At 74.1% G+C, this 17,928-nt stretch carries 23 protein-coding genes; 9 read left to right on the forward strand and 14 right to left on the reverse strand.

Annotation, left to right across the window (positions count from 1 at the left end):
- Positions 1-11 precede the first annotated feature (11 nt).
- The 3 genes from ACI8AR_RS08060 to ACI8AR_RS08070 are packed head-to-tail and all read left to right on the forward strand — an operon-like array spanning position 12 to position 811.
- Positions 12-305: a hypothetical protein gene (locus ACI8AR_RS08060; protein WP_457050544.1), complete on the forward strand. Its 294-nt coding sequence runs from the start codon at positions 12-14 to the stop codon at positions 303-305.
- Positions 306-358: 53 nt separating this feature from the next.
- The gene (locus tag ACI8AR_RS08065; RefSeq protein WP_457050545.1) at positions 359-529 is read left to right on the forward strand and encodes a hypothetical protein; all 171 of its coding nucleotides are present in this window, start codon (positions 359-361) and stop codon (positions 527-529) included.
- A 54-nt stretch (positions 530-583) separates the two neighbouring features.
- Positions 584-811 carry a hypothetical protein gene (locus tag ACI8AR_RS08070; RefSeq protein WP_457050546.1) on the forward strand — a complete coding sequence of 76 codons (228 nt, stop codon included), beginning with the start codon at positions 584-586 and terminating at the stop codon, positions 809-811.
- A 60-nt stretch (positions 812-871) separates the two neighbouring features.
- Here ACI8AR_RS08070 and ACI8AR_RS08075 read toward each other — a convergent pair whose 3' ends face one another.
- The 5 genes from ACI8AR_RS08075 to ACI8AR_RS08095 all read right to left on the reverse strand — a co-directional run bounded on the left by ACI8AR_RS08075 (position 872) and on the right by ACI8AR_RS08095 (position 3,498).
- Entirely contained in the window at positions 872-1,927 is a 1,056-nt protein-coding gene (locus ACI8AR_RS08075; RefSeq protein ID WP_457050547.1) for a glutathione S-transferase family protein, read from the reverse strand.
- Positions 1,928-2,069: 142 nt separating this feature from the next.
- Entirely contained in the window at positions 2,070-2,492 is a 423-nt protein-coding gene (locus ACI8AR_RS08080; protein WP_457050548.1) for a DUF1810 domain-containing protein, read from the reverse strand.
- A gap of 81 nt (positions 2,493-2,573) precedes the next feature.
- Positions 2,574-2,957, reverse strand: coding sequence for a type II toxin-antitoxin system VapC family toxin (locus ACI8AR_RS08085; RefSeq protein WP_457050549.1), 384 nt, complete (start codon positions 2,955-2,957; stop codon positions 2,574-2,576).
- Positions 2,954-3,175 carry a hypothetical protein gene (locus tag ACI8AR_RS08090; protein WP_457050550.1) on the reverse strand — a complete coding sequence of 74 codons (222 nt, stop codon included), beginning with the start codon at positions 3,173-3,175 and terminating at the stop codon, positions 2,954-2,956. The genes ACI8AR_RS08085 and ACI8AR_RS08090 overlap by 4 nt, the downstream gene beginning before the upstream one ends.
- Before the next feature lie 41 nt (positions 3,176-3,216).
- Positions 3,217-3,498 (reverse strand): hypothetical protein, encoded by a 282-nt coding sequence (locus ACI8AR_RS08095; protein ID WP_457050551.1) that lies wholly within the window; start codon positions 3,496-3,498, stop codon positions 3,217-3,219.
- A 280-nt stretch (positions 3,499-3,778) separates the two neighbouring features.
- Between ACI8AR_RS08095 and ACI8AR_RS08100 the strand changes: the two genes are divergently transcribed.
- Both ACI8AR_RS08100 and ACI8AR_RS08105 read left to right on the forward strand, forming a co-directional pair.
- The gene (locus ACI8AR_RS08100) at positions 3,779-4,414 is read left to right on the forward strand and encodes a hypothetical protein (protein ID WP_457050552.1); all 636 of its coding nucleotides are present in this window, start codon (positions 3,779-3,781) and stop codon (positions 4,412-4,414) included.
- Positions 4,411-5,643 (forward strand): hypothetical protein, encoded by a 1,233-nt coding sequence (locus ACI8AR_RS08105; protein ID WP_457050553.1) that lies wholly within the window; start codon positions 4,411-4,413, stop codon positions 5,641-5,643. Before ACI8AR_RS08100 ends, ACI8AR_RS08105 begins: the two co-directional genes overlap by 4 nt.
- Positions 5,644-5,708: 65 nt before the next feature.
- On the opposite strand, the gene ACI8AR_RS08110 is transcribed toward ACI8AR_RS08105, so the two are convergent.
- Both ACI8AR_RS08110 and ACI8AR_RS08115 read right to left on the reverse strand, forming a co-directional pair.
- Positions 5,709-6,485, reverse strand: coding sequence for a DUF6308 family protein (locus tag ACI8AR_RS08110; RefSeq protein WP_457050554.1), 777 nt, complete (start codon positions 6,483-6,485; stop codon positions 5,709-5,711).
- Between the two features lie 25 nt (positions 6,486-6,510).
- Entirely contained in the window at positions 6,511-6,984 is a 474-nt protein-coding gene (locus tag ACI8AR_RS08115; RefSeq protein ID WP_457050555.1) for a TY-Chap domain-containing protein, read from the reverse strand.
- A 38-nt stretch (positions 6,985-7,022) separates the two neighbouring features.
- Here ACI8AR_RS08115 and ACI8AR_RS08120 point away from each other — a divergent pair, with 38 nt between their 5' ends.
- Together ACI8AR_RS08120 and ACI8AR_RS08125 are read left to right on the forward strand one after the other, a co-directional pair.
- Positions 7,023-7,592, forward strand: coding sequence for a TIGR03086 family metal-binding protein (locus tag ACI8AR_RS08120; RefSeq protein WP_457050556.1), 570 nt, complete (start codon positions 7,023-7,025; stop codon positions 7,590-7,592).
- Positions 7,593-7,662: 70 nt separating this feature from the next.
- A complete protein-coding gene (locus tag ACI8AR_RS08125) occupies positions 7,663-8,505 on the forward strand; it encodes an SGNH/GDSL hydrolase family protein (RefSeq protein ID WP_457050557.1) in 843 nt (280 codons plus the stop codon).
- Positions 8,506-8,526: 21 nt separating this feature from the next.
- Here ACI8AR_RS08125 and ACI8AR_RS08130 read toward each other — a convergent pair whose 3' ends face one another.
- The 4 genes from ACI8AR_RS08130 to ACI8AR_RS08145 form a co-directional block, all read right to left on the reverse strand.
- Entirely contained in the window at positions 8,527-9,537 is a 1,011-nt protein-coding gene (locus tag ACI8AR_RS08130) for a hypothetical protein (RefSeq protein WP_457050558.1), read from the reverse strand.
- An 81-nt stretch (positions 9,538-9,618) separates the two neighbouring features.
- On the reverse strand, positions 9,619-10,155 hold the full coding sequence (locus ACI8AR_RS08135; RefSeq protein ID WP_457050559.1) for a hypothetical protein: 537 nt from the start codon (positions 10,153-10,155) through the stop codon (positions 9,619-9,621).
- Positions 10,156-10,517: 362 nt separating this feature from the next.
- A complete protein-coding gene (locus ACI8AR_RS08140) occupies positions 10,518-11,111 on the reverse strand; it encodes a hypothetical protein (protein ID WP_457050560.1) in 594 nt (197 codons plus the stop codon).
- A 66-nt stretch (positions 11,112-11,177) separates the two neighbouring features.
- Complete coding sequence (locus tag ACI8AR_RS08145; protein ID WP_457050561.1) at positions 11,178-12,218, reverse strand: hypothetical protein; 1,041 nt, start codon at positions 12,216-12,218, stop codon at positions 11,178-11,180.
- Positions 12,219-12,343: 125 nt separating this feature from the next.
- On the opposite strand from ACI8AR_RS08145, the gene ACI8AR_RS08150 reads away from it, so the two are divergent.
- The gene (locus ACI8AR_RS08150) at positions 12,344-13,090 is read left to right on the forward strand and encodes an enoyl-CoA hydratase-related protein (RefSeq protein WP_457050562.1); all 747 of its coding nucleotides are present in this window, start codon (positions 12,344-12,346) and stop codon (positions 13,088-13,090) included.
- Positions 13,091-13,095: 5 nt separating this feature from the next.
- Here the strand turns inward: ACI8AR_RS08150 and ACI8AR_RS08155 are convergent, their stop codons facing one another.
- The 3 genes from ACI8AR_RS08155 to ACI8AR_RS08165 form a co-directional block, all read right to left on the reverse strand.
- The gene (locus ACI8AR_RS08155; protein ID WP_457050563.1) at positions 13,096-13,719 is read right to left on the reverse strand and encodes a hypothetical protein; all 624 of its coding nucleotides are present in this window, start codon (positions 13,717-13,719) and stop codon (positions 13,096-13,098) included.
- 135 nt (positions 13,720-13,854) lie between these two features.
- Complete coding sequence (locus ACI8AR_RS08160; RefSeq protein ID WP_457050564.1) at positions 13,855-14,316, reverse strand: ester cyclase; 462 nt, start codon at positions 14,314-14,316, stop codon at positions 13,855-13,857.
- 93 nt (positions 14,317-14,409) lie between these two features.
- Complete coding sequence (locus ACI8AR_RS08165) at positions 14,410-15,954, reverse strand: acyl-CoA synthetase (RefSeq protein WP_457050565.1); 1,545 nt, start codon at positions 15,952-15,954, stop codon at positions 14,410-14,412.
- A gap of 248 nt (positions 15,955-16,202) precedes the next feature.
- Between ACI8AR_RS08165 and ACI8AR_RS08170 the strand changes: the two genes are divergently transcribed.
- The gene (locus ACI8AR_RS08170; RefSeq protein WP_457050566.1) at positions 16,203-17,459 is read left to right on the forward strand and encodes a diguanylate cyclase domain-containing protein; all 1,257 of its coding nucleotides are present in this window, start codon (positions 16,203-16,205) and stop codon (positions 17,457-17,459) included.
- Positions 17,460-17,928: the final 469 nt, after the last annotated feature.

Below are 17,928 nucleotides of genomic sequence, written 5' to 3' on the forward strand. Positions count from 1 at the left end.
CAGTGCCGCGCGTGCTCCCCTGGATCGTGCTGACCCTGGTCCTGCTCGTGCTCACCGGCGTGTCCACGGCCGCGGTCCGCGCCAGTCGGCGGAAGGCCCGTCGCCGGGAGGCCGCTCGCCGGAGCCCGCGCGGTAAGAACGCCCGTCGCCGCAACGCCGGCCGCCGTTCGGGCGGCGACGGCTGGTACGGCGACAGCGGGAGCTGGGGCGACGGCGGACACCACGGCCACCACGACGGCGGCGGCTGGGGCGGCGACTCCGGCGGCGGTGGGGGAGACGGCGGCGGCGGAGGCGGCGGGGACTGACCCGCGCGCCGACCTCTGGCGCTGCGGCGCGTCGTTCGCCACGGTGCCCGGCCGTGGCCGCGCTCTCGATCCTCGCCGTCGTCGCGATGGCGTTCTACTGCATCCTGTCCTGGCAGCGTCCCCGGCCCCGTGGCGGTGACGGGAGCTGGTCCGGCGGCGACTGGGTCGACGGCGGCTCCGACGGGGGCACCGACGGCGGGGACGGCGACGGCGGCGGGGACTGAACCCGGGGTCGGAGGGCCCTGTCGGCCGGCCCGGACGCGCGGGACCTTTCCGCCATGACCGTGATCGTGGTGCTCGCGGTTCTCGCGATGGTCCTCTTCCTGGTCGTCGCGCTGCAGCGGTACGGCACGGGTGCCGAGGAGTGGCGTGGTGACGACTACGACCTCGGCGAGCGGGGCGTCCGCCCCGACCCGTACCGCTTCCCGCTCGGCGGCAGAGCGAGCGGCGACGTAGGCGCCGGCTTCGACGGTGGCGGCGGAGGCGGCGGAGGCGACGGCAGCTGAGGCCCGGCCGCGCTGACGGCGTCGTCCCTCCCGGACGGCACCGTCAGCGCGCGGGGACCGTCAGCGGCGCTCGTCGTCGGGCCGGTGCCCGATGCCGCCGGGACCGTGCGACGCCGGCACCTCCTCACCGGCGGCCACCGGCCCGCGCGGGGTGCCGTCGCCGAAGGGGGAGCCGCCGAGCTCCTCGCGCCCGTGCGGGGTCAGCCAGTTCGACGTGTCCGGACCCATCGGGATGACCTGCGTCGGGTTGATGTCGGCGTGGACGACGTAGTAGTGCTCCTTGATCTGCGGGAAGTCGGTGGTGTCACCGAACCCCGGCGTCTGGAACAGGTCGCGCGCATAGCCCCACAGCGCCGGCATCTCGGACAGCTTCTGCCGGTTGCACTTGAAGTGGCCGTGGTAGACGGCGTCGAAGCGGGCCAGCGTGGTGAACAGCCGGACGTCGGCCTCGGTGATCGTGTCGCCCATGAGGAAGCGCCGCGTCGACAGCCGTTCCTCGAGCCAGTCCAGCGCCGTCCACAGCCGGTCGTAGGCCTTGTCGTAGGCGCGCTGCGAGCCGGCGAAGCCACAGCGGTACACGCCGTTGTTGACCTCGGTGTAGACGCGCTGCATCACCTCGTCCATCTCGTCCCGCAGGTGCTCGGGGTAGAGGTCGGGTGCGCCGTCGCGGTGGTACTTGGTCCACTGCGTGGAGAAGTCGAGCGTCATCTGCATGAAGTCGTTGGTGACGACGGCCTTCGTCGGGACGTCGACCATCGCCGGCACCGTGATCCCGCGCGGGTACTCCGGGTCGCGGGCGAGGAAGGCCTCCTGCAGCCGCTCGTAGCCGAGCACCGGGTCGCGCCCGCCCGGGTCGAGGTCGAAGGTCCAGCTGCGCTCGTCGTGCGTGGGCCCGCAGATGCCCATCGAGATGACCGGCTCCAGCCCCAGCAGCCGGCGCACGATCGCGGCGCGGTTGGCCCAGGGGCAGGCGCGGGCGATGACCAGCCGGTAGCGGCCCGGCTCGACCGGCCAGCCGCTCGAGCCGTCGGCGGTGATCCGGTCGGTGATGTAGTTCGTGTCGCGCTTGTACTCCTGGCCGTTGCTGACGTAGCCGGATCCCTGGTCGTCGCTCACACGATCAACTCTCGCCGACCGCGACTCCCGCCGCCCGGTGGACCGGGGTGACCCGCAACTCCTGCTCCAGGTGTTCCGGAAGAGGTCGGCGCTGACTCGTGCTCTGCCCACAGGTGTAGGCAGAGCACGAGTCAGCGGAGGACTACAGCCGGGACGTCGTCGCGTCGTCCTCCTCGCCGCCGAAGTACCGGTCCAGGACGGCGCGGAACACCGGCTGGCCGGGGTCGGCGTGCGCGAACAGCGTCATCGACGAGCGCAGCTTCACCGCGTCGGTCGACCCGAGCACCGCGACGGCGTCGGTGCCGGGCAGCTCGGTGAGCGCCTGCGCGGACTCGACCAGCCGCGGGCCGAGCACCGGGTGGGCCAGGTAGGCGCGGGCCTCGTCGAGCCCGGAGATCGCGAAGCGCTGCGCCGTCGCGCTGCGACCGAGGCCGGCGACCTGGGGGAAGACGAACCACATCCAGTGGCTGGTCTTGTGCCCGGCGCGCAGCTCGGTGAGCGCCTGCGCGTAGGTGTCGGTCTGCGCCTCGACGAAGCGGGCCAGCCGGTACGGGTCGTCGGTCATGCGCAGGGACTTCCCCCGGTCCGCCGGGCGACACCCGGGTGCCCGTGCTCGCGCGCCGCTGCCACGCACCTCCGCGGGGAGCTACCGCGGGACGACCGTCACGGTGCAGCGGAGACCCGGCGCCCGCGCGAGCCGCCCGTCGGCGGTGACCAGCGGGCAGCCGAGGGCCTCGGCCAGCGCGACGTAGGTGGCGTCGTAGGCGGTGAGGTTCCCCCGCAGCTGCCAGACGCGGTCGAGCAGCCCGGTGACGGGGTGCCGGGCGGCCCCGAGGCGGCGCCAGGTGTCGAGGGCCGCCCACCCCTGGCCCGCCGTCACGGAGCCCGCGGTCGCGGCCCGCCGCAGCGCGCTGGCCACCTCGACGTCGACCAGGTGGGGCACCTGGATCCGCTCCCGCGCGAGCAGGTCCCGGGCGGCGCCGGCGTTCAGCAGGCCGGAGACGACCGCCGAGGCGTCGGCGACGATCACCGCCTCGCGCGCTCGGCGTCCAGGTCCGCGACGACATCCTCGGCCGGGATCCCCAGGTCGGGCAGCGCCCCGAGGAGCGCGGGGTTGTCCGCGCGGCGCGAGGCCTCGGCGAGCTCGCGGACGGCCAGCGCGCCCACGGACGTCGCCTCGCGGGCGGCGAGCCGCTCCAGCCGCTCGACGACCTCGTCCGGGACGTTCCGCAGGTACAGCGTCCTCATGTCGCAGGATGCTAGCAACCTGCGAGCAGTCCGTGAGCGGCTCAGGCGGCCCCGGCCTCCGCCTCGTGCTGGGCCTTGGCCGCCTCGGTCAGCGTCCGGGCGATGGCCCGCACCGCGGCGCCGGTGACGGGGACGCGGCGCCGCTCCACCCGCGCCGGGGCGCCGCGCCGCTCCACCGGAGCGGGGCGCGTGGCGGGGACGGCGGCGGGTGAGGACTCCCGGGGCGGGAGGGCGTCGCGGCACCAGCGCTCGCAGTCGGCCAGCAGGTTCCCGGTGGTGAGGGGAGCGGCCATGACCGTCTCGAGCCGGGTGCGGGGGTGCATGCGGTCCTCTCATCCCTGGGCCGTCGTCGCGCCCGTTCCCTACTCGTATCGGCAGGTCGGGCGTCAGGCGGAACGGCGCGCCGGTGCCGCTGATGATCATCGTCCGCGTGCCGCCCGCACCGGCGTGTCGACGCGTGTCGCGTGCATGCTTCCGATGATCAACGGGGCGGCGACCACCGTCCCGACGTCACGAACGGAGGAGTCACGCGCCACAGCACTTGAGACGTCGTTCGGGCCGCCGATCCTCCAGACGCATCAGGCGGACGTTGAGAGGATCGACATGCCGTTGACCGTGGTGGAGCTCCAGGCCGGTGTCGCGTACTGGCGCGGGACGCGCTGGCCGAAGGACTTCCACAACGACTTCTACTCCCGACTCGCAGCGGAGAACCCCCGTGGTGACTTCAGCGAGGCGTGGTGGAGCGGCTTCCTGCCGCACCTGAAGGCGTGGAAGGCGATCCGCCCGGCCAGCCCGAGCGGCGTGACCGCGAGGGTCCACGAGGCCCTGCTGGCATTGCGGGAGAGCTGGAAGACCTCCTGCGCGCAGGTGGAGGACCGCGACGTGGCGGAGGTGCGCTGGGAGGACGTCGAGGACTTCGTGACCGTGGTCCGGCCGCTCAAGCAGCGCCGGCTCCGGGCTGAGCCGGTGCGGTCGCCCGTGTTCACGGCGAAGTTCTGCCACTTCCTCCTCCCCGCGGTGTTCCCCGTCGTCGACGGGGCGGCCATGGGCCTTCCCCACGGCTACGACTACCGGGCGCACTTCGAGGCCGTGCAGCGGGAATGGGCGTCCACCCCGGAGGCGGTGCAGAAGGAACTCCACGCGGTCCTGCGCGACCAGGTCGGCGTACCGCTCATCGCGGGGTACCCGCTCACGAACAAGGTCGTCGAGCTCTGCCTCATCGGTCGCCACCGCCGATGACCGGCGTCCCTGCACTCGAGACGGTCGTCGCGAACGTCGTCGGGGACGCCGCGCTGTTCGAGCCCGGGCGGAAGCTGACCACCCTGGGGGAGTGGTTCCTGACCCGGGACGGCGACACCCTCGTCCTCGCGGTACCGCCTGGTCGGCCTCTGGAGGACGTGAGCACGGCAGTCGCACATGCCGTGGCGTGGCAGGGCGATCGCACCCTGGCGCTCCTGGTGCCGGCCGCCGCGGTCCCCTCGATCGCCGCCCGTATCGCCTTCCTGGCGGCGGAGGTCCGGCTCTGGGCCGTCGCGGACGATCTCACGACGTCGTCCGTGGCGATCCCGTCGGTCGAGGAGGCCGTGGCCGAGGCCCAGGGGCGGGGACTCCGCCGAGAAGGGACACACGACCTCGGTGAGCGGTCGACGTGGGTGACCGACCTCGTGGACGCGGCCGACCGTCACTGGGCACTGGACCCTGCACACCGCGGCAGCTACCTGGCATGGCACTGCGCGGGCCGCCAGGTGCTCAAGGTGATGAGGCAGAGCGGTGGGGTCCTGGTGCAGGCGGGCGTGCAGTACCGCGAGCCGCCGGCCGACCGTCCTCCCTTCACGGAGGTCCTGCTGGGTGCCCCGACGAGCGTCCAGCGAGCTCGCATCGAGGCTGCGGTCGCGACGGCGGTCCAGGACCGGCTCACCGGCCGCGACGAGACCCACGTCGAGCACCAACTGCAGGCAGCCCTGGCTGCTACGCGGCTGACGGGTCTGGGAGTCACCCACTTCGAGCGCGAGTACCCGGCGTGGCGGGGCGACGGTGCACCGGGGTTCATCGACTTCCTCGGCCTCGACCCGGAGGGCCGGTTCCACGTCATCGAGACGAAGATCGGCTCCGACCCGATGCTGGTGTTCCAGGCTCTCGACTACGCCGTCTGGGTGCGTGCCCACACCTCGGCCATCCGCGCGGACCTCGGCTGGCCGGCCGGGGACGACGGCATCGTCCACCTGGACCTCGTCGTAGCCCCCAAGACGTCCCGGGGTCGGACCAGGCCGGCGATCGGTCCCTACACGGCAGGACAGCTGACGGCACTATCTGCTGACGTGCCCTGGCAGGTGCACGTGGTCGACGACGCCAGTGCTGCGGTGCCGAGCCTCCTGAGCCTCCCGGCCCGCACCCTGCCCGACGTGGCCTCCGGCTCGATCGCCGCGCCGATCACCTCCACGACGCGAGGTGGCCCGAGCACGCGGTGACCGATTCCGGTGTGAGCCGGAGGAGGTCGGCGGGCGCAGGCACGCCCTGCTGACGCGTCCGACGGTCACGCCGGGAGCAGTTCCTCCAGGCCCTGGTCGGAGTCGGCGGCGAGCGCCCGGCCGACGGCGACCGCGTGCGTCATCCGCAGCGACCCGGACAGCCACAGCAGGACGTCGTGCAGCCGCACCCGGCTGAGCGGCCGGCCGAGCAGCCGCGCCGTCGCCGTCTCCAGCGCGGCGAACGCGCCGGCGTTGGCGGTGAGCTCGCGGTGCACGATCGCCGCCGGCCCGCTGTCGCCCTCGCGCAGGTGGCCCCACAGCTGGCGGCGGGTGTGCCCGTCGGTCAGCGGCACCAGCGCGGGGGAGCGGTGGTGCAGCGCGGCGACGACGTGCCGCGCCCCCGGCCCCTCGGTCGCCGACCGCAGCGCCGCCCCGACCGTGCCCGGCTCCATGAGCACCGAGAACTCGTCGGCGGGCAGCTGCCACATCGGCCGTCCGGCCGCGCGGTCGACCGCGGCCGCGTAGTCCGCCCAGACGTCGTCGAGCCGGCCGCGCACCTCGCGCCACCCCGCCGGGTCGAGCCGGCCGTGCAGCCCCTCGGCCAGCAGGACGTCGCGGTCGGTGGGTCCGTCGCCGGTCTCCGGCGGCTGCCCGTCGAAGCGGTCGAAGGCGTAGGCCAGCACCTGCACCCAGCGGCCCTGCGGCACGCTGGGGGAGCGGAAGAACAGCGGACGCCGCCCGCGCGCGTACCCGAGGACGGCGGCCAGCGCGGTGGCCAGCGGGATCGGGTCGGGCCCCGCGCTCGGGAGCACGAGGGCAGCCGCGTCCGGTCCGACCGACACGCGCCCATTGAACTCCGTCCGCGGCTCAGCGCGGCCGAAGCGGCAGGACCTGCGCCGGGGGAGTCGTGTCGTCGCCGGCGCCGTCGTCGGGCAGGTGCAGGCGGCGCGGGTCGGCGACGTCGAACACCCGGCGGAAGGTCTGCACGGCGAGCGCGGCGGCGTCCCGGGCGTCGTCCGGGTCGACGGCCCCGGCCGGCGTCCCCGCGCCCGGGTGCCAGGTGACGCTGTAGTTCGGGGAGCCGCCGTGCGGGTCGATCGGGTCCCAGCCGACGGCGCGGATCCGCTCGTCGAGGACGGCGGCGCGCGGCGCGAGGTCGTCGAACAGGCGCGGGTCGCAGCACTCGCCGAGCAGGCTCCTCCCCTCGTTCATGAACTGCACGTAGGCGCCGTCGGGCACCTGCGCGATGACGAACCGGCCGTCGCCGAGCCGCTCGAGCAGGCCGGCCAGCCGGCGGCGGAACGGCTCCCACGGGGCGGCGTCGCGGTCGAATCTCGGCACGCCGCTCATTCTCGGGGACGGCGGCGGTCTGCCCTGGCATGACGATCGACCTGGGACCCGCAGCGGCCGCCACGGCGGAGGTCGTGGCCGGGATCCGCGACGACCAGCTCACCGCCCCCACCCCGTGCGAGGGCACGACCGTGGCCGGGCTGCTCGGCCACCTCGCAGGGCTCGCCTACGCCTTCCGGATGGCCGCGGAGAAGACGCCGGTCGACGGGACCGCCTCCACCGACCCCGCGCACCTGCCCGCCGACTGGCGCACCTTCATCCCCGCGCAGCTCGACGCGCTGGCCGCGGCCTGGCGCGACCCCGCGGCGCACGAGGGCATGACCGCGGCGGGCGGTGTCGAGATGCCGGGTGAGGTGACCGCCGTCGTCGCGCTCGACGAGGTCGTCGTCCACGGCTGGGACCTCGCCGCCGCCACCGGCCAGCGCTACGAGGTGAGCGACGCCGACGCCGACACCTGCCGCGCGTTCGCCGAGTCCTTCGGCGACGACCGCCCGCCGGACCTGTACGGCCCGGTCGTGCCGGTGCCCGCCGACGCCCCCGCGCTCGACCGGCTGCTCGGCGTCACCGGCCGCGACCCGGGCTGGAAGCCGCCGGCCTGAGACCTTCGGCCCTGTCCGGTTCCGCACCCGGGTGCTGGGGTCCTCCTACACCCGGGAGGACGGGGGAGCCGTGCGCAGGCAGCTGCTCGTCGGGATCGCGGCGCTGGTGCCGCTCGTCGTCGCCGCACCCGCGGCCGCCCGGCCGGACGACCCGCTGGGGACGCCCGTCTACCTGGCGGTGGGTGACTCCGTCCCCGCCGGCGTCGGTGCGGTGCCGACGGCCCCCGGCTATCCCACCCTGCTCGGGGAGTTGCTCGACGCGGACTACAACCCGGCGGCGAACCGGGCGACCGGGCAGTCGCTGGCGGACTTCGAGGTCGCGAACCTCGCCGTCCCGGGTGCGACGACGGCGACGCTGATCGAGGCGCAGCTGGATGCGGCCCTGGCACTCATGGAGCAGCGCAACGGGGACCGCGACCCGAAGAACGACGTCGAGGTCGTCACGGTCACCATCGGCGGCAACGACGTCTTCGCTCCGGGTGTGCAGGCGTGCATCGCCACCCCTGCGCCGGTGGGCTGCCAGGCCACGGTCGCGGCCGCGCTGGCCGGCGTGGAGAAGCGCCTCACCGCGATCCTCGGGTCGCTCGTCGCCGCCGCCGGGCGCGACACCGAGGTCGTGGTGACGACGTACTACAACCCGATCGGCTCCTGCTCCCTGAGCGCGCTGAACCCCGCCGCTCCGGCGATCGCGGACGTCGTCCTCGAGGGCGGCACCATCCCGGGCGTGCTGTCGCTCGAGGCGGGGTTGAACGACGTCATCCGCCGGGTCGCGGCGACCACCGGCGCCCAGGTGACCGACCTCCACGGCGCCCTCGGTCCGGACGACTACGTCGGCGGCCGGGACTGCCTGCACCCGGCCCCTTCCGGGCACCGGGTGATCGCCGACGAGCTCTACACCACGCTCGCCCGCTGAGGCCGAGGCCGGGCCGCCGGCCTAGCCGAACCGCCAGAGCACCGGCTCGCCGCGGCAGTCGCTGACCACCGACGCCCGGCCGGACCCGTCGACGTCGGCCCCGTCGACCGCGCCGCCGTCGCACAGCTCCACCTCGGCGACCACCTCGCCCGCCGCCAGGTCGACGCTGCGCTGCAGCACCCGCGGCACCTCGCCGTCGGCCACGGTGTCGACGAGCGTGGCCTCGTCCCCGTCGACCGTCACCAGGGCCGGCAGGTCGCCGGGCACGGTGGCCAGGACCTCGGAGCCGCGGGCGATCGAGACGCCGCCGGACCCGCCGACGGTGGCGTACACGTGGCCGTCGACGACGGTCAGCGGGCCGGCGGCACCCGGGCCGAGCGGCACCTCGCCGACGATCTCCAGCTCGCCGTCGAGGATGACCACGGACGCGCTGCGCCCGGTGTCCGTGGCGACGACGACCAGGCCGTCCCCGGAGGTGTGCAGGTCGCGCGGCGTGCCGGGCAGCGCGACCTCGTCGCGGACGACGCCGCTCTCGGGGCCCACCGCGACCAGCCGGTGCGTGCCGTCGATGCCGCTGAGGGCGAGGTGCAGCACGCCGTCCCGGACGACGGCGTCGAGCGCCGCGACGTCGGCGGCACCGAGCGTGCCGACCGGCCGCGGCGCACCGACGCGCCGCAGGTCCGCCTCGACGAGGGCGACGCGCCCGGCGGCGAAGCCGACGACCACCACGCCGTCGCCGTCCGCGGCGATGCGGGTGAGGCCGGGCCGCTCGGAGTCGAGGCCGCGGAGCGGGACGGCGGTGGGCGTGCCGTCGGCGGCGACGTCGGCGAGGGTGAGCGGGCCGCCGGGCGGCGCCAGCAGCGCGACCGACCGGCCGTCGGCGGTGGCGGCCACGTCGAGCACCTCGGCGTCCGCGCCCGCGACGTCGGCCAGGGACACCGTCGTCGGCCCCGGGATCGCCGTGCCCGCGATCGCCCCGCCACAGCCGGTCAGCAGGAGAGCGGCGAGCACGAGCCCGGGGCTGGGGCGCATGCCGGGGAGTGTGTTCTCGTCGTGAGGACGCCGACAAGGAGTCGCGGCGCGGCCCGGCTCACGAGCGGGCCTGTGAGCTGGTCAGTCGTAGGGGTTGGTGAGGACGGCGGCGGCTTCGACGACGTCGAACGTGACCGGTGGGCCGTCGGTCGTCGTGGTGCCGGGGACGTCGGCCGGCGCGCTGCCGTCGACGGTGAACGTGGCGCCCCAGGTGACGGTGAGCGACGCGGTGTACGTGCCCGAGCGGTAGAGGTGCTCGGTGGCCTGCTCGGGATAGGCGCCGCCGGGGACGGTGGTGGTGAGCGTGGGCGCGGCGGGGTCGCCGGTGCGCCAGGTGTAGCGCTGGGCCTCGGCGACGATGACGACGGCGTAGCCGCGGACGTCCACGGTGAAGGTCTGGGTGGTCGGGGCGTCGGTCCAGAAGACGACCGGCAGCCCGGCCAGACCGCGCCCGGGCGGTGCATGCGAGGTGCTCAGCTGCGGCAGCGGCAGCCGCTGGAAGTAGGCGAACACCTCCTCCGGCGACGGCGGCGGGTTGAGCGCGGTGATGTCGATGCAGGCCGTGCGGAGCGTGACCCACGAGCCGAGCAGGCTCCCCGGTGTCAGACCGGCGGGCACTGGGATCACCGCAGTTCCGTCGGGACGGACGACCGGCCTTTGCTGGACCGCGAGGTAGCGCACCGCTTGGCCGGGCTCGGCCGGGCAGGCCTCGAAGTCGACCGCCGAGCATGAGCCTCCGCGTTCGTCCGAGACCACGCACGGCTGCACCAGTCGCCACACGTAGTCCGCGATGCCTGCTGGGCCTTCGGCCACTAGCTCCGCAACGCGCACACCCGAGAACTCGACTGTCGCCGCACCGTCATTGAGCTCGGTGCCCGGACACTTGCTGAAGCGACAGTCAGCACTGGCTAGGGGAGCGTTGACGATCATGGACACGAGCACAAGGAGCGCAATGGCCAGCGCCTGACAAGGTCTACGCCTCATCCGAGGTTGAACTCTGTGACTAGCCAGGAGCGAGTAGCGCCTGACCACAGAAGTCGGATGCCCGATCCAAGGTTCGGTTGGAGAGGTACCCCCGGATCAACCACTGCGCCGCTTGAGTCGACGATAGAAACCGCCTCGATGCGCGCGCCGAAGGCGACCTCTGCACGTTCCCCATTGAGCACGGCTGGAGGTACGTCGTTCAGGGACACCTCGCCACCCACGTACTTCTCGCCAGCGGAGGCCGTCTCGTCGTAGTTGTTTGCGATCCGCCAGCACTCATTGCAGTTAGGCGCGAGGTCACGGATGGGCTGCCCTGCGGGGATCGCCTGCTGCCGGTTGAGCAGGTCGATCCAGTAGCGGAGGAAGGCCTCGGCGCCGGCGGCGTCCTGGGTGCGGGCCTCGGGCGGTACGGGGAAGTCGGCCGGACCCACCACGGGCAGCGCCTCGGTGGTGCTCGCCGGCGCTGACGTCGTCGGCAGGCTCGTGCTCGGCGCCTCGTCGTCGTCACTGGCCGCGCAGGCGGGCAGCAGCAGCGCCGCGCCGAGGACCACCGCGATGAGGCTCGTCCGTCCGGTGCCGGGGTTCCGCACGATCGCGGACGATAACCAGAACAGCGCCGCTCCGGATCGCACCCTGGGGACAACCCACCCGAACGGCTACCCGAGCACGAACGCGGTGGTCGACGAGTCGTCCGTGTTGATGCACGCGCCGATCACCGTGAGCCGGTCGCCGGCGAGCGCCACCCGGCCGAAGGTGCCCTGCCCCTCGCACAGCCGGCCGGCCGCGAGCTGCTCACCGCTGGACAGGTCGAGCGTGATCGCGCCGGACTCCACCTCGAAGCCGGCCACCGCCAGGTAGGCGACCCGCCCGTCGGGGGAGAGGGCCAGGTCGGCCGGCGCGCGGTCGGTGCCGGGGATGGGGTGCGCGGCGGTCACCTCGCCGTCCTCGACGACCGTCACGCGGAACGGGTCGTCGCCGTGGACGGTGAGCGTCACGACGGCGGCGCCGTCCTCGGTCAGCCGCAGTGCGGACGGGATGCTGGCCGGGCGGTCGGAGGCCAGCTCGACGAGCTCGGCCTGCCCCAGGTCCTCGGCCCAGGTGCCCAGGACGGCGACGTCGGCCAGGTCGAGCGCGCGGGCGTCGCTCATGAGCGCGACCGGCCCGTCGGGTCCGGCGGCGAGGTCCTCGACCGTGAGGCCGGGCTCGAGGTCGGCGGTCGCCTGCACGGCACCGGTGGCCGGGTCGAGCGCGGCCAGCCGACCCTCGCCGACGACGTACAGCCGGCGGCCGTCGGGGGAGAGGGCGGCGGTCTCCGCGGTGACGTCCAGCTCGACGGTGCCGCCGCCCACGGTGGTCAGCCGGCCCGGGCCGAGGACGAGGACGGCACCGTCGGGTCCCACGAACAGCTGCTCGCCGGGGCTATCCAGCCGCTGCACGTCGCCGACGCCGTCCTCACCGACCGGCACCAGGTAGGTGACGGACGGGTCGGCGCTGTCCGCGAGCAGGACGAGCGCGCCGTCCGGACCGGCCGCCAGGTCGAGGACGTCCACGCCGGCGGGCGCGACGGCGTCGAGGTCGGCGGTGCCGAGCAGCTCGGTGAACGTCGTCGGCGCCGGGCTGGGGTCGCCGTCCACGCCGGTGCAACCTCCAGCCAACAGCGCGACAAAGGTGAGAACGGCGGCGCGGCGGGCGGGCATGCGAAGGCTCCGGAGGTGGGGAGCCGAGTGTGGGACCGGCCCGCGCAGGGCGGCAACACGGCGTCGTGGTCTGATGCCTGCGGATGGTCCCCCGGGCCCGCGGGCCCCGATCCGGAGGTGCGCTCGTGGCTGACGCCGAGGTCCTGCTCGAGGTCGACGGCGGCGTGGCGGTGGTGACGCTCAACGCGCCCGACCGCCGCAACGCGCTGACGCCGCAGATGGCCGGCGAGCTGATCGACGTCTTCGACGAGGTCGACGCCCAGCCGGAGGTCGGGGCGCTCGTCGTCCGGGCGGTGGGGAGGTCGTTCTGCGCGGGCGGCGACGTCGCGACGCTGACGAACGCCGGCAAGGACCCGGCCGCGCCCGACGCCTACGAGGGCATGGGGCGGATCTACGACTCCTTCTACCGGCTGGGCCAGGTCAAGGTGCCGACCATCGCCGCCGTCCGCGGGTCCGCCGTCGGCGCCGGGATGAACATGCTGCTGGCCGCCGACCTGCGGATCGTCGCCCACGACGCCCGGCTGCTGGCCGGCTTCCTCAAGCGCGGCCTGCACCCCGGCGGCGGGCACTTCGTCATCCTGTCCCGGCTGATCGGCCGCGAGGCCGCCGCGGCGATGGCGCTGTTCGGCGAGGAGATCAACGGGACGAAGGCCGTGGAGCTCGGCCTGGCGTGGGAGTCGCTGGACGACGCCGCCGTCGAGGACCGCGCGCTCGAGCTGGCCCGCCGTGTCGCCGCCGACCCCGAGCTCGCCCGCGTGGCCGTGGGCAACTTCCGCAAGGAGGTCGTCAACGGCGCGGTGAGCTGGGAGGTCGCCACCCAGTTCGAGCGCCCCGCGCAGATGTGGTCGATGCGCCGGTCCGCCCAGGGCTGAGGCGCCTACACGGCCTCGGGGACGTGCAGGTGGGCCAGGACGAGGTCCATCTCGGCGACGTCCACGATCTTGGCGCCCAGGGCCTGCGCGAACTGCTCGCGCAGCGAGCGGGCGTGCCGGCGCACCAGCCCCGCGGCGTCGCGGTCCTCGAAGCTGGTGACGCTGACCGTCCGGCCGAGGCGCCGGTCGACCAGCATGCTGACGCTGCAGAAGCCGGGCAGCTCCTGCAGCCGCGGCAGGAGGTTGCTGCGGTAGGCGTCGAGCAGGTCGTCGAGGTGGCTCGGTGCGATGCGGGCCCAGGTGACCTGCGCGCCGGCGCCGTCCCCAGCCGGACGGTCCCGGTGGAGGACCGCGATGTCCCACTCCCGGACGTCGGCGTGCCCGCCGCCGAGGGTGTGCAGCAGGCGGTGCTGCACCGTGCGGTCCTCGGCGGCGGTGGCGCGCATGGCCTGCTCGTCCCGCCAGGCGGTCGCCACGATGCAGCGGCCGCTGTCGCGGTCGGCGAGCATGGAGAGGCCGACGCAGCCGTCGGTGTCCTGGACTGCCGGCAGGACGTCGTCGCGCACATAGGCGATGGCGGCGTCGATGCCGGCCGCGTGGCCGCGGATGCTCGTGGACCGTGCGTGCATGGGCCGCTCTCCTGACCTGGCGGGAACGCCCCTACGGCGTTCCGGCTCAGCCTGTCGGCCCTCGGTGCGCCGGGCAATGGCCCGGACGCCGAGCGACCCGTCGTCCTCGGCGGATCGCGGTGGTCGTCGGGGCGGTCAGCCCCCCATGCCCGGCGCGGGCGGCAGCACACCCGCCTTGGTCAGCCAGCCGAGCCAGTCACCGAGGTGCCAGGCCTCGGACACCTTCTCCCCGGTCCAGTGCAGGACGTGCGCGCCGTCGGCGGACGAGTGGTTCCCGGTCGGTTCCACCCCCGGGAGCAGCGGCGTCGTCCCGGAGAGGACGGCCTCGACCGTCCAGCGGTGGACGGAGGTGGTCCCGTCGACGACGTGCTCGTGCACCTGGACGTGGATGTCGGAGAAGCCCGTCCGGAAGCCGGCGATGAACTCCCGCAGCTCGTCGCGGCCCATGTCCGGGAACGGGGGCCCGTGGTAGACGAGGTCCTCGGCGAACACCTCGTCCACGACGGACAGGTCTCCCTGCTCCCAGGCCGCCACGAAGCGGGTCATCGCCTCACGCGCCCGGTCCTTCGAGACCGCTGAGCCCGTGGTCTGGGTCATGGCACGGTTCCTTCCGCGGATGTCCTGGACGCCCCCGATGCTCTCCTCGGACCGGCGTGCCGGACCAGGGGCGTCCGCCCCTGCGCGCGGGCGTCAGTGGACGGCGCGGTCCTGCCCGGCCCAGTAGGGCTCGCGCAGGGTCCGCTTGAGGACCTTGCCGATGGGGGAGAGGGGCAGCGCGTCGACGACGTCCATCGACCTCGGCGTCTTGTACCCGGCGATGCGCTCGGCGCAGAAGGCCCGCAGCTCCTCGAGGGGAACGGCGGCGCCGGCCGCCGGGACGACGACGGCGTGCACGCGCTCGCCCCACGTCTCGTCGGGGACGCCGATGACCGCGCAGGTGGCCACCGCCGGGTGCTGGGCGAGGACGTTCTCCACCTCGACGGAGTACACGTTCTCCCCACCGGAGATGATCATGTCCTTGATGCGGTCGGTGAGGTACACGTAGCCCTCGTCGTCCATCCAGCCGGCGTCGCCGGTGTGCATCCAGCCGCCGCGCAGCGCCTCGGCGGTCTCCTCCGGCCGGTCCCAGTAGCCGAGCATCACGGAGCCGCCGCGGACCACGATCTCCCCGACCTCCCGGCGGGGCAGCTCCACGTCGTCCGGGCCGACGACGCGGACCTCGGCGTGCGGGGCGGCGCGCCCGACCGAGCGCCGGTGCGCCGGGTCCTCGTGGTCCTCGGCCGTGAGCAGCGTGGCCACCGGGGCGACCTCGGTCATGCCGTAGGCCTGCAGGAAGCGGGCGTTGGGCAGGGTCTTCATCGCCCGGCCGAGCAGGGCGTCGGACATGGGGGAGGCGCCGTACCCCACCCGGCGGACGCTGTTCAGGTCGAACTCGTCGACCCGCGGGTGGTCGACCACCAGTTGGATCATCGTGGGGACCAGCAGCAGGTCGGTGACGCCGTGCTCCTGGACGGCGGTCAGCACGGCGACCGGGTCGAACGCCGGGATCATCACCTGGGTGCCGCCGATCACCACGGCGCCGACCCAGTTGGAGAAGGCGGCGAGGTGGAACATGGGCGCGGCATGCAGACCGACCCCGCCGGGCGGGAAGTGGTTGGCGGCCAGCGTGCCGAGGGACGACGTCAGCAGGTTGTCGTGGCTGAGCATGACGCCCTTGGACCGGCCGGTGGTGCCGCCGGTGTAGAAGACGCCGGCCAGCTGATCGCCCCCGCGGCGGGCGTCCTCGACCGGCTCGTGAGCTCCCACGAGCTCCTCGAAGGCGAGCATGCCCTCGGGGGTCGGGCCGTCGCCCGCGTGGACGACGTGCTCCAGGCGCGGGTGGGCCGCCCGAATGGGCTCGGTGTACGCGGCGAAGACGTCGTCGACGACGAGGACCCGGGCGTCGACCTCGGTGAGGGAGTCGGCGATCTCGGGGACGCTCCACCGGATGTTGACCGGGACGACGACGCCGCCGGCCCACAGCGTCGCGCCGAGGATCTCGGAGTAGCGGTCGGAGTTCAGGGACAGGACGGCCGCGCGCTCGCCGTCCCGGATCCCGAGTTGCTGGAGCGCGGCGGCCAGGCGGGCGATCCGGTCGACGGACTCGGCGTGGGTCCGGGTGCGGCCGGCGCAGACGGTGGCGATCTCGTCCGCGCGCTGCTGGACGTGGCGGTGCAGACCCTGGGTGACGTACACGGTGCCGACCTCCCGATCCGGTGGGGACCCGGAGCGTCGCGACGACGGGTTCCGCGGCGGAAGAGGCGGACGGCCCTGGGGCCGCGGGACGGGCCGGGCCGCCAGCCGCGGGAAGGCGCGGGAAGGCGCGGGCCCGCCGAGCTCGGGGCCGCCGTCGGTAGGGACCGGCTCGACGCCTCGACGTCGGAGGGTGTCCCGGTGTCGCAGCGTGTTCCGTCGATGACGCTCGGCCACTAGGGTCGCCGCGCGTGAGCGCCGCCGTCCCGACGCCCCGCCTGCCCGACTCCGCACCGGTCGACGACCCGCTGCCCGATCCGCGGCCGGCTGTCGCCGAGGCGGCCCGGCTGGCCGCGATCGCCAGCTACCGGCTGCCGGGGCACGCCGGGGTGTCCGATCTGGACGCCGTCGTCGCGTACATGGCGCGGACGGTGGAGGCGCCGATCGCGGTCATCAACCTGGTCGGTCCGGACGAGCAGTGCTTCCCGGCCGAGCGGGGCGCGGGCGCGCCGTACTCGCACGTGCCCGACGAGCTGTCGTTCTGCGCCTATGTGGTGGCGCTGCGGGCGCCGCTGCAGGTGGCCGACGCGCTCGACCACCCGGTCTTCCGCGACAACCCGGCCGTGGCGGCCGGCGCGATCCGCTCCTACCTCGGGGTGCCGCTGATCGACGAGGACGGCTTCGTCCTCGGCTCGCTCGGCGTCTTCGACGACGAGCCGCGGGCCTTCTCGCTGGCCGAGCAGGAGCTGCTGGAGAACCAGGTGCGGCTGGTGCGCAGCGTGCTGTCGCTGCGGCGCCAGGTGGCCGCGCACCGGTGGGACGGCGAGCTGCTGGCCGCGCAGGGCCGGACGCTGGAGACGGTGGCGGCCGGGCTGCCGCTGGAGACGGTGCTCGAGACGTTGGCCGCCGCGGTCGCGGGGCTGGCCGAGGACGCGGACGGCGACCAGGCGGTGCGGCTGCAGGAGACGGTGGACCGGCTGACCGCGGTGGCGACCAAGGCCGACGGCTGGCGGCAGGCGCTGCTGCGGTCGGCCCGCCAGGACCCGCTGACCGGGCTCGCCAACCGCAGCCACCTGCTCGACACCGGCCGCGCGGCGCTGGCCGTCGGGGGAGCGGTGCTGTTCGTGGACGTCGACCGGTTCAAGGAGGTCAACGACCGCGGCGGGCACGCGGTGGGGGACCAGCTGCTCGTCCGGCTCGCCGACCGGCTGCGCCGGCACGTGGAGCGGGAGCTGCCGGGGGCCGTGGTCGGCCGGCTGGGCGGGGACGAGTTCGTGGCGGTCCTGCCCGGGGTGGACGCCGCGACGGCGGAGGCCATCGGGAATGGGCTGGCCGCTGTGCTGGTGGACGAGGTCGAGGTGGGACGGCGGACGGTGCGGGTGTCGGCCTCGATCGGGCTGGCGATGGCCGCGCCTGGAACGACGCTGGACGAGGTCCTGTTGCTAGCGGACCGGGCGATGTACGGCGCCAAGGAGCGCGGCCGCGGCGTCCTGCACATGATCGGCTGAGGACCTGCCGGCGTGGGAAGGGCATACTGCGCGGTCGAAAGGAGTACAGATGAGTCTGAGAGGAGGGCCAACGCTCCTGGTCGGCAGAGAGACATTTCATGACCGAAGAATCGATGGAAGCTCTCCTCGACCAAGTGGCAACTGACGCAGAACTATCCGCCATTAGAAAAGTGCTGCGAGAGTTCAAACTATACCGCTCGACCCAGTCGACGTAGGCCTCCGACCCGCCACCTCAATACCGTGCACCTAGACCGCACACGAGCCACCGGGTTCAGAACCGGCGAGTTTCGTAGGACACTTGCAGGGCGAGATCCATCGTCCTCAAACCGCTCGGCCTAGGTCCACGACTTGCGATCGACGATGACCTAGGACAGGCCGTCCCGGCGCGCGTCCCGGCCGGTCAGGACGACGTCGAGTCGCTTGCTGCTTAACGGCAGTGGGCGCTCGAGTGGCATCTCGACCTGGTCCA

This window comes from Geodermatophilus sp. SYSU D01036 (assembly GCF_054050435.1).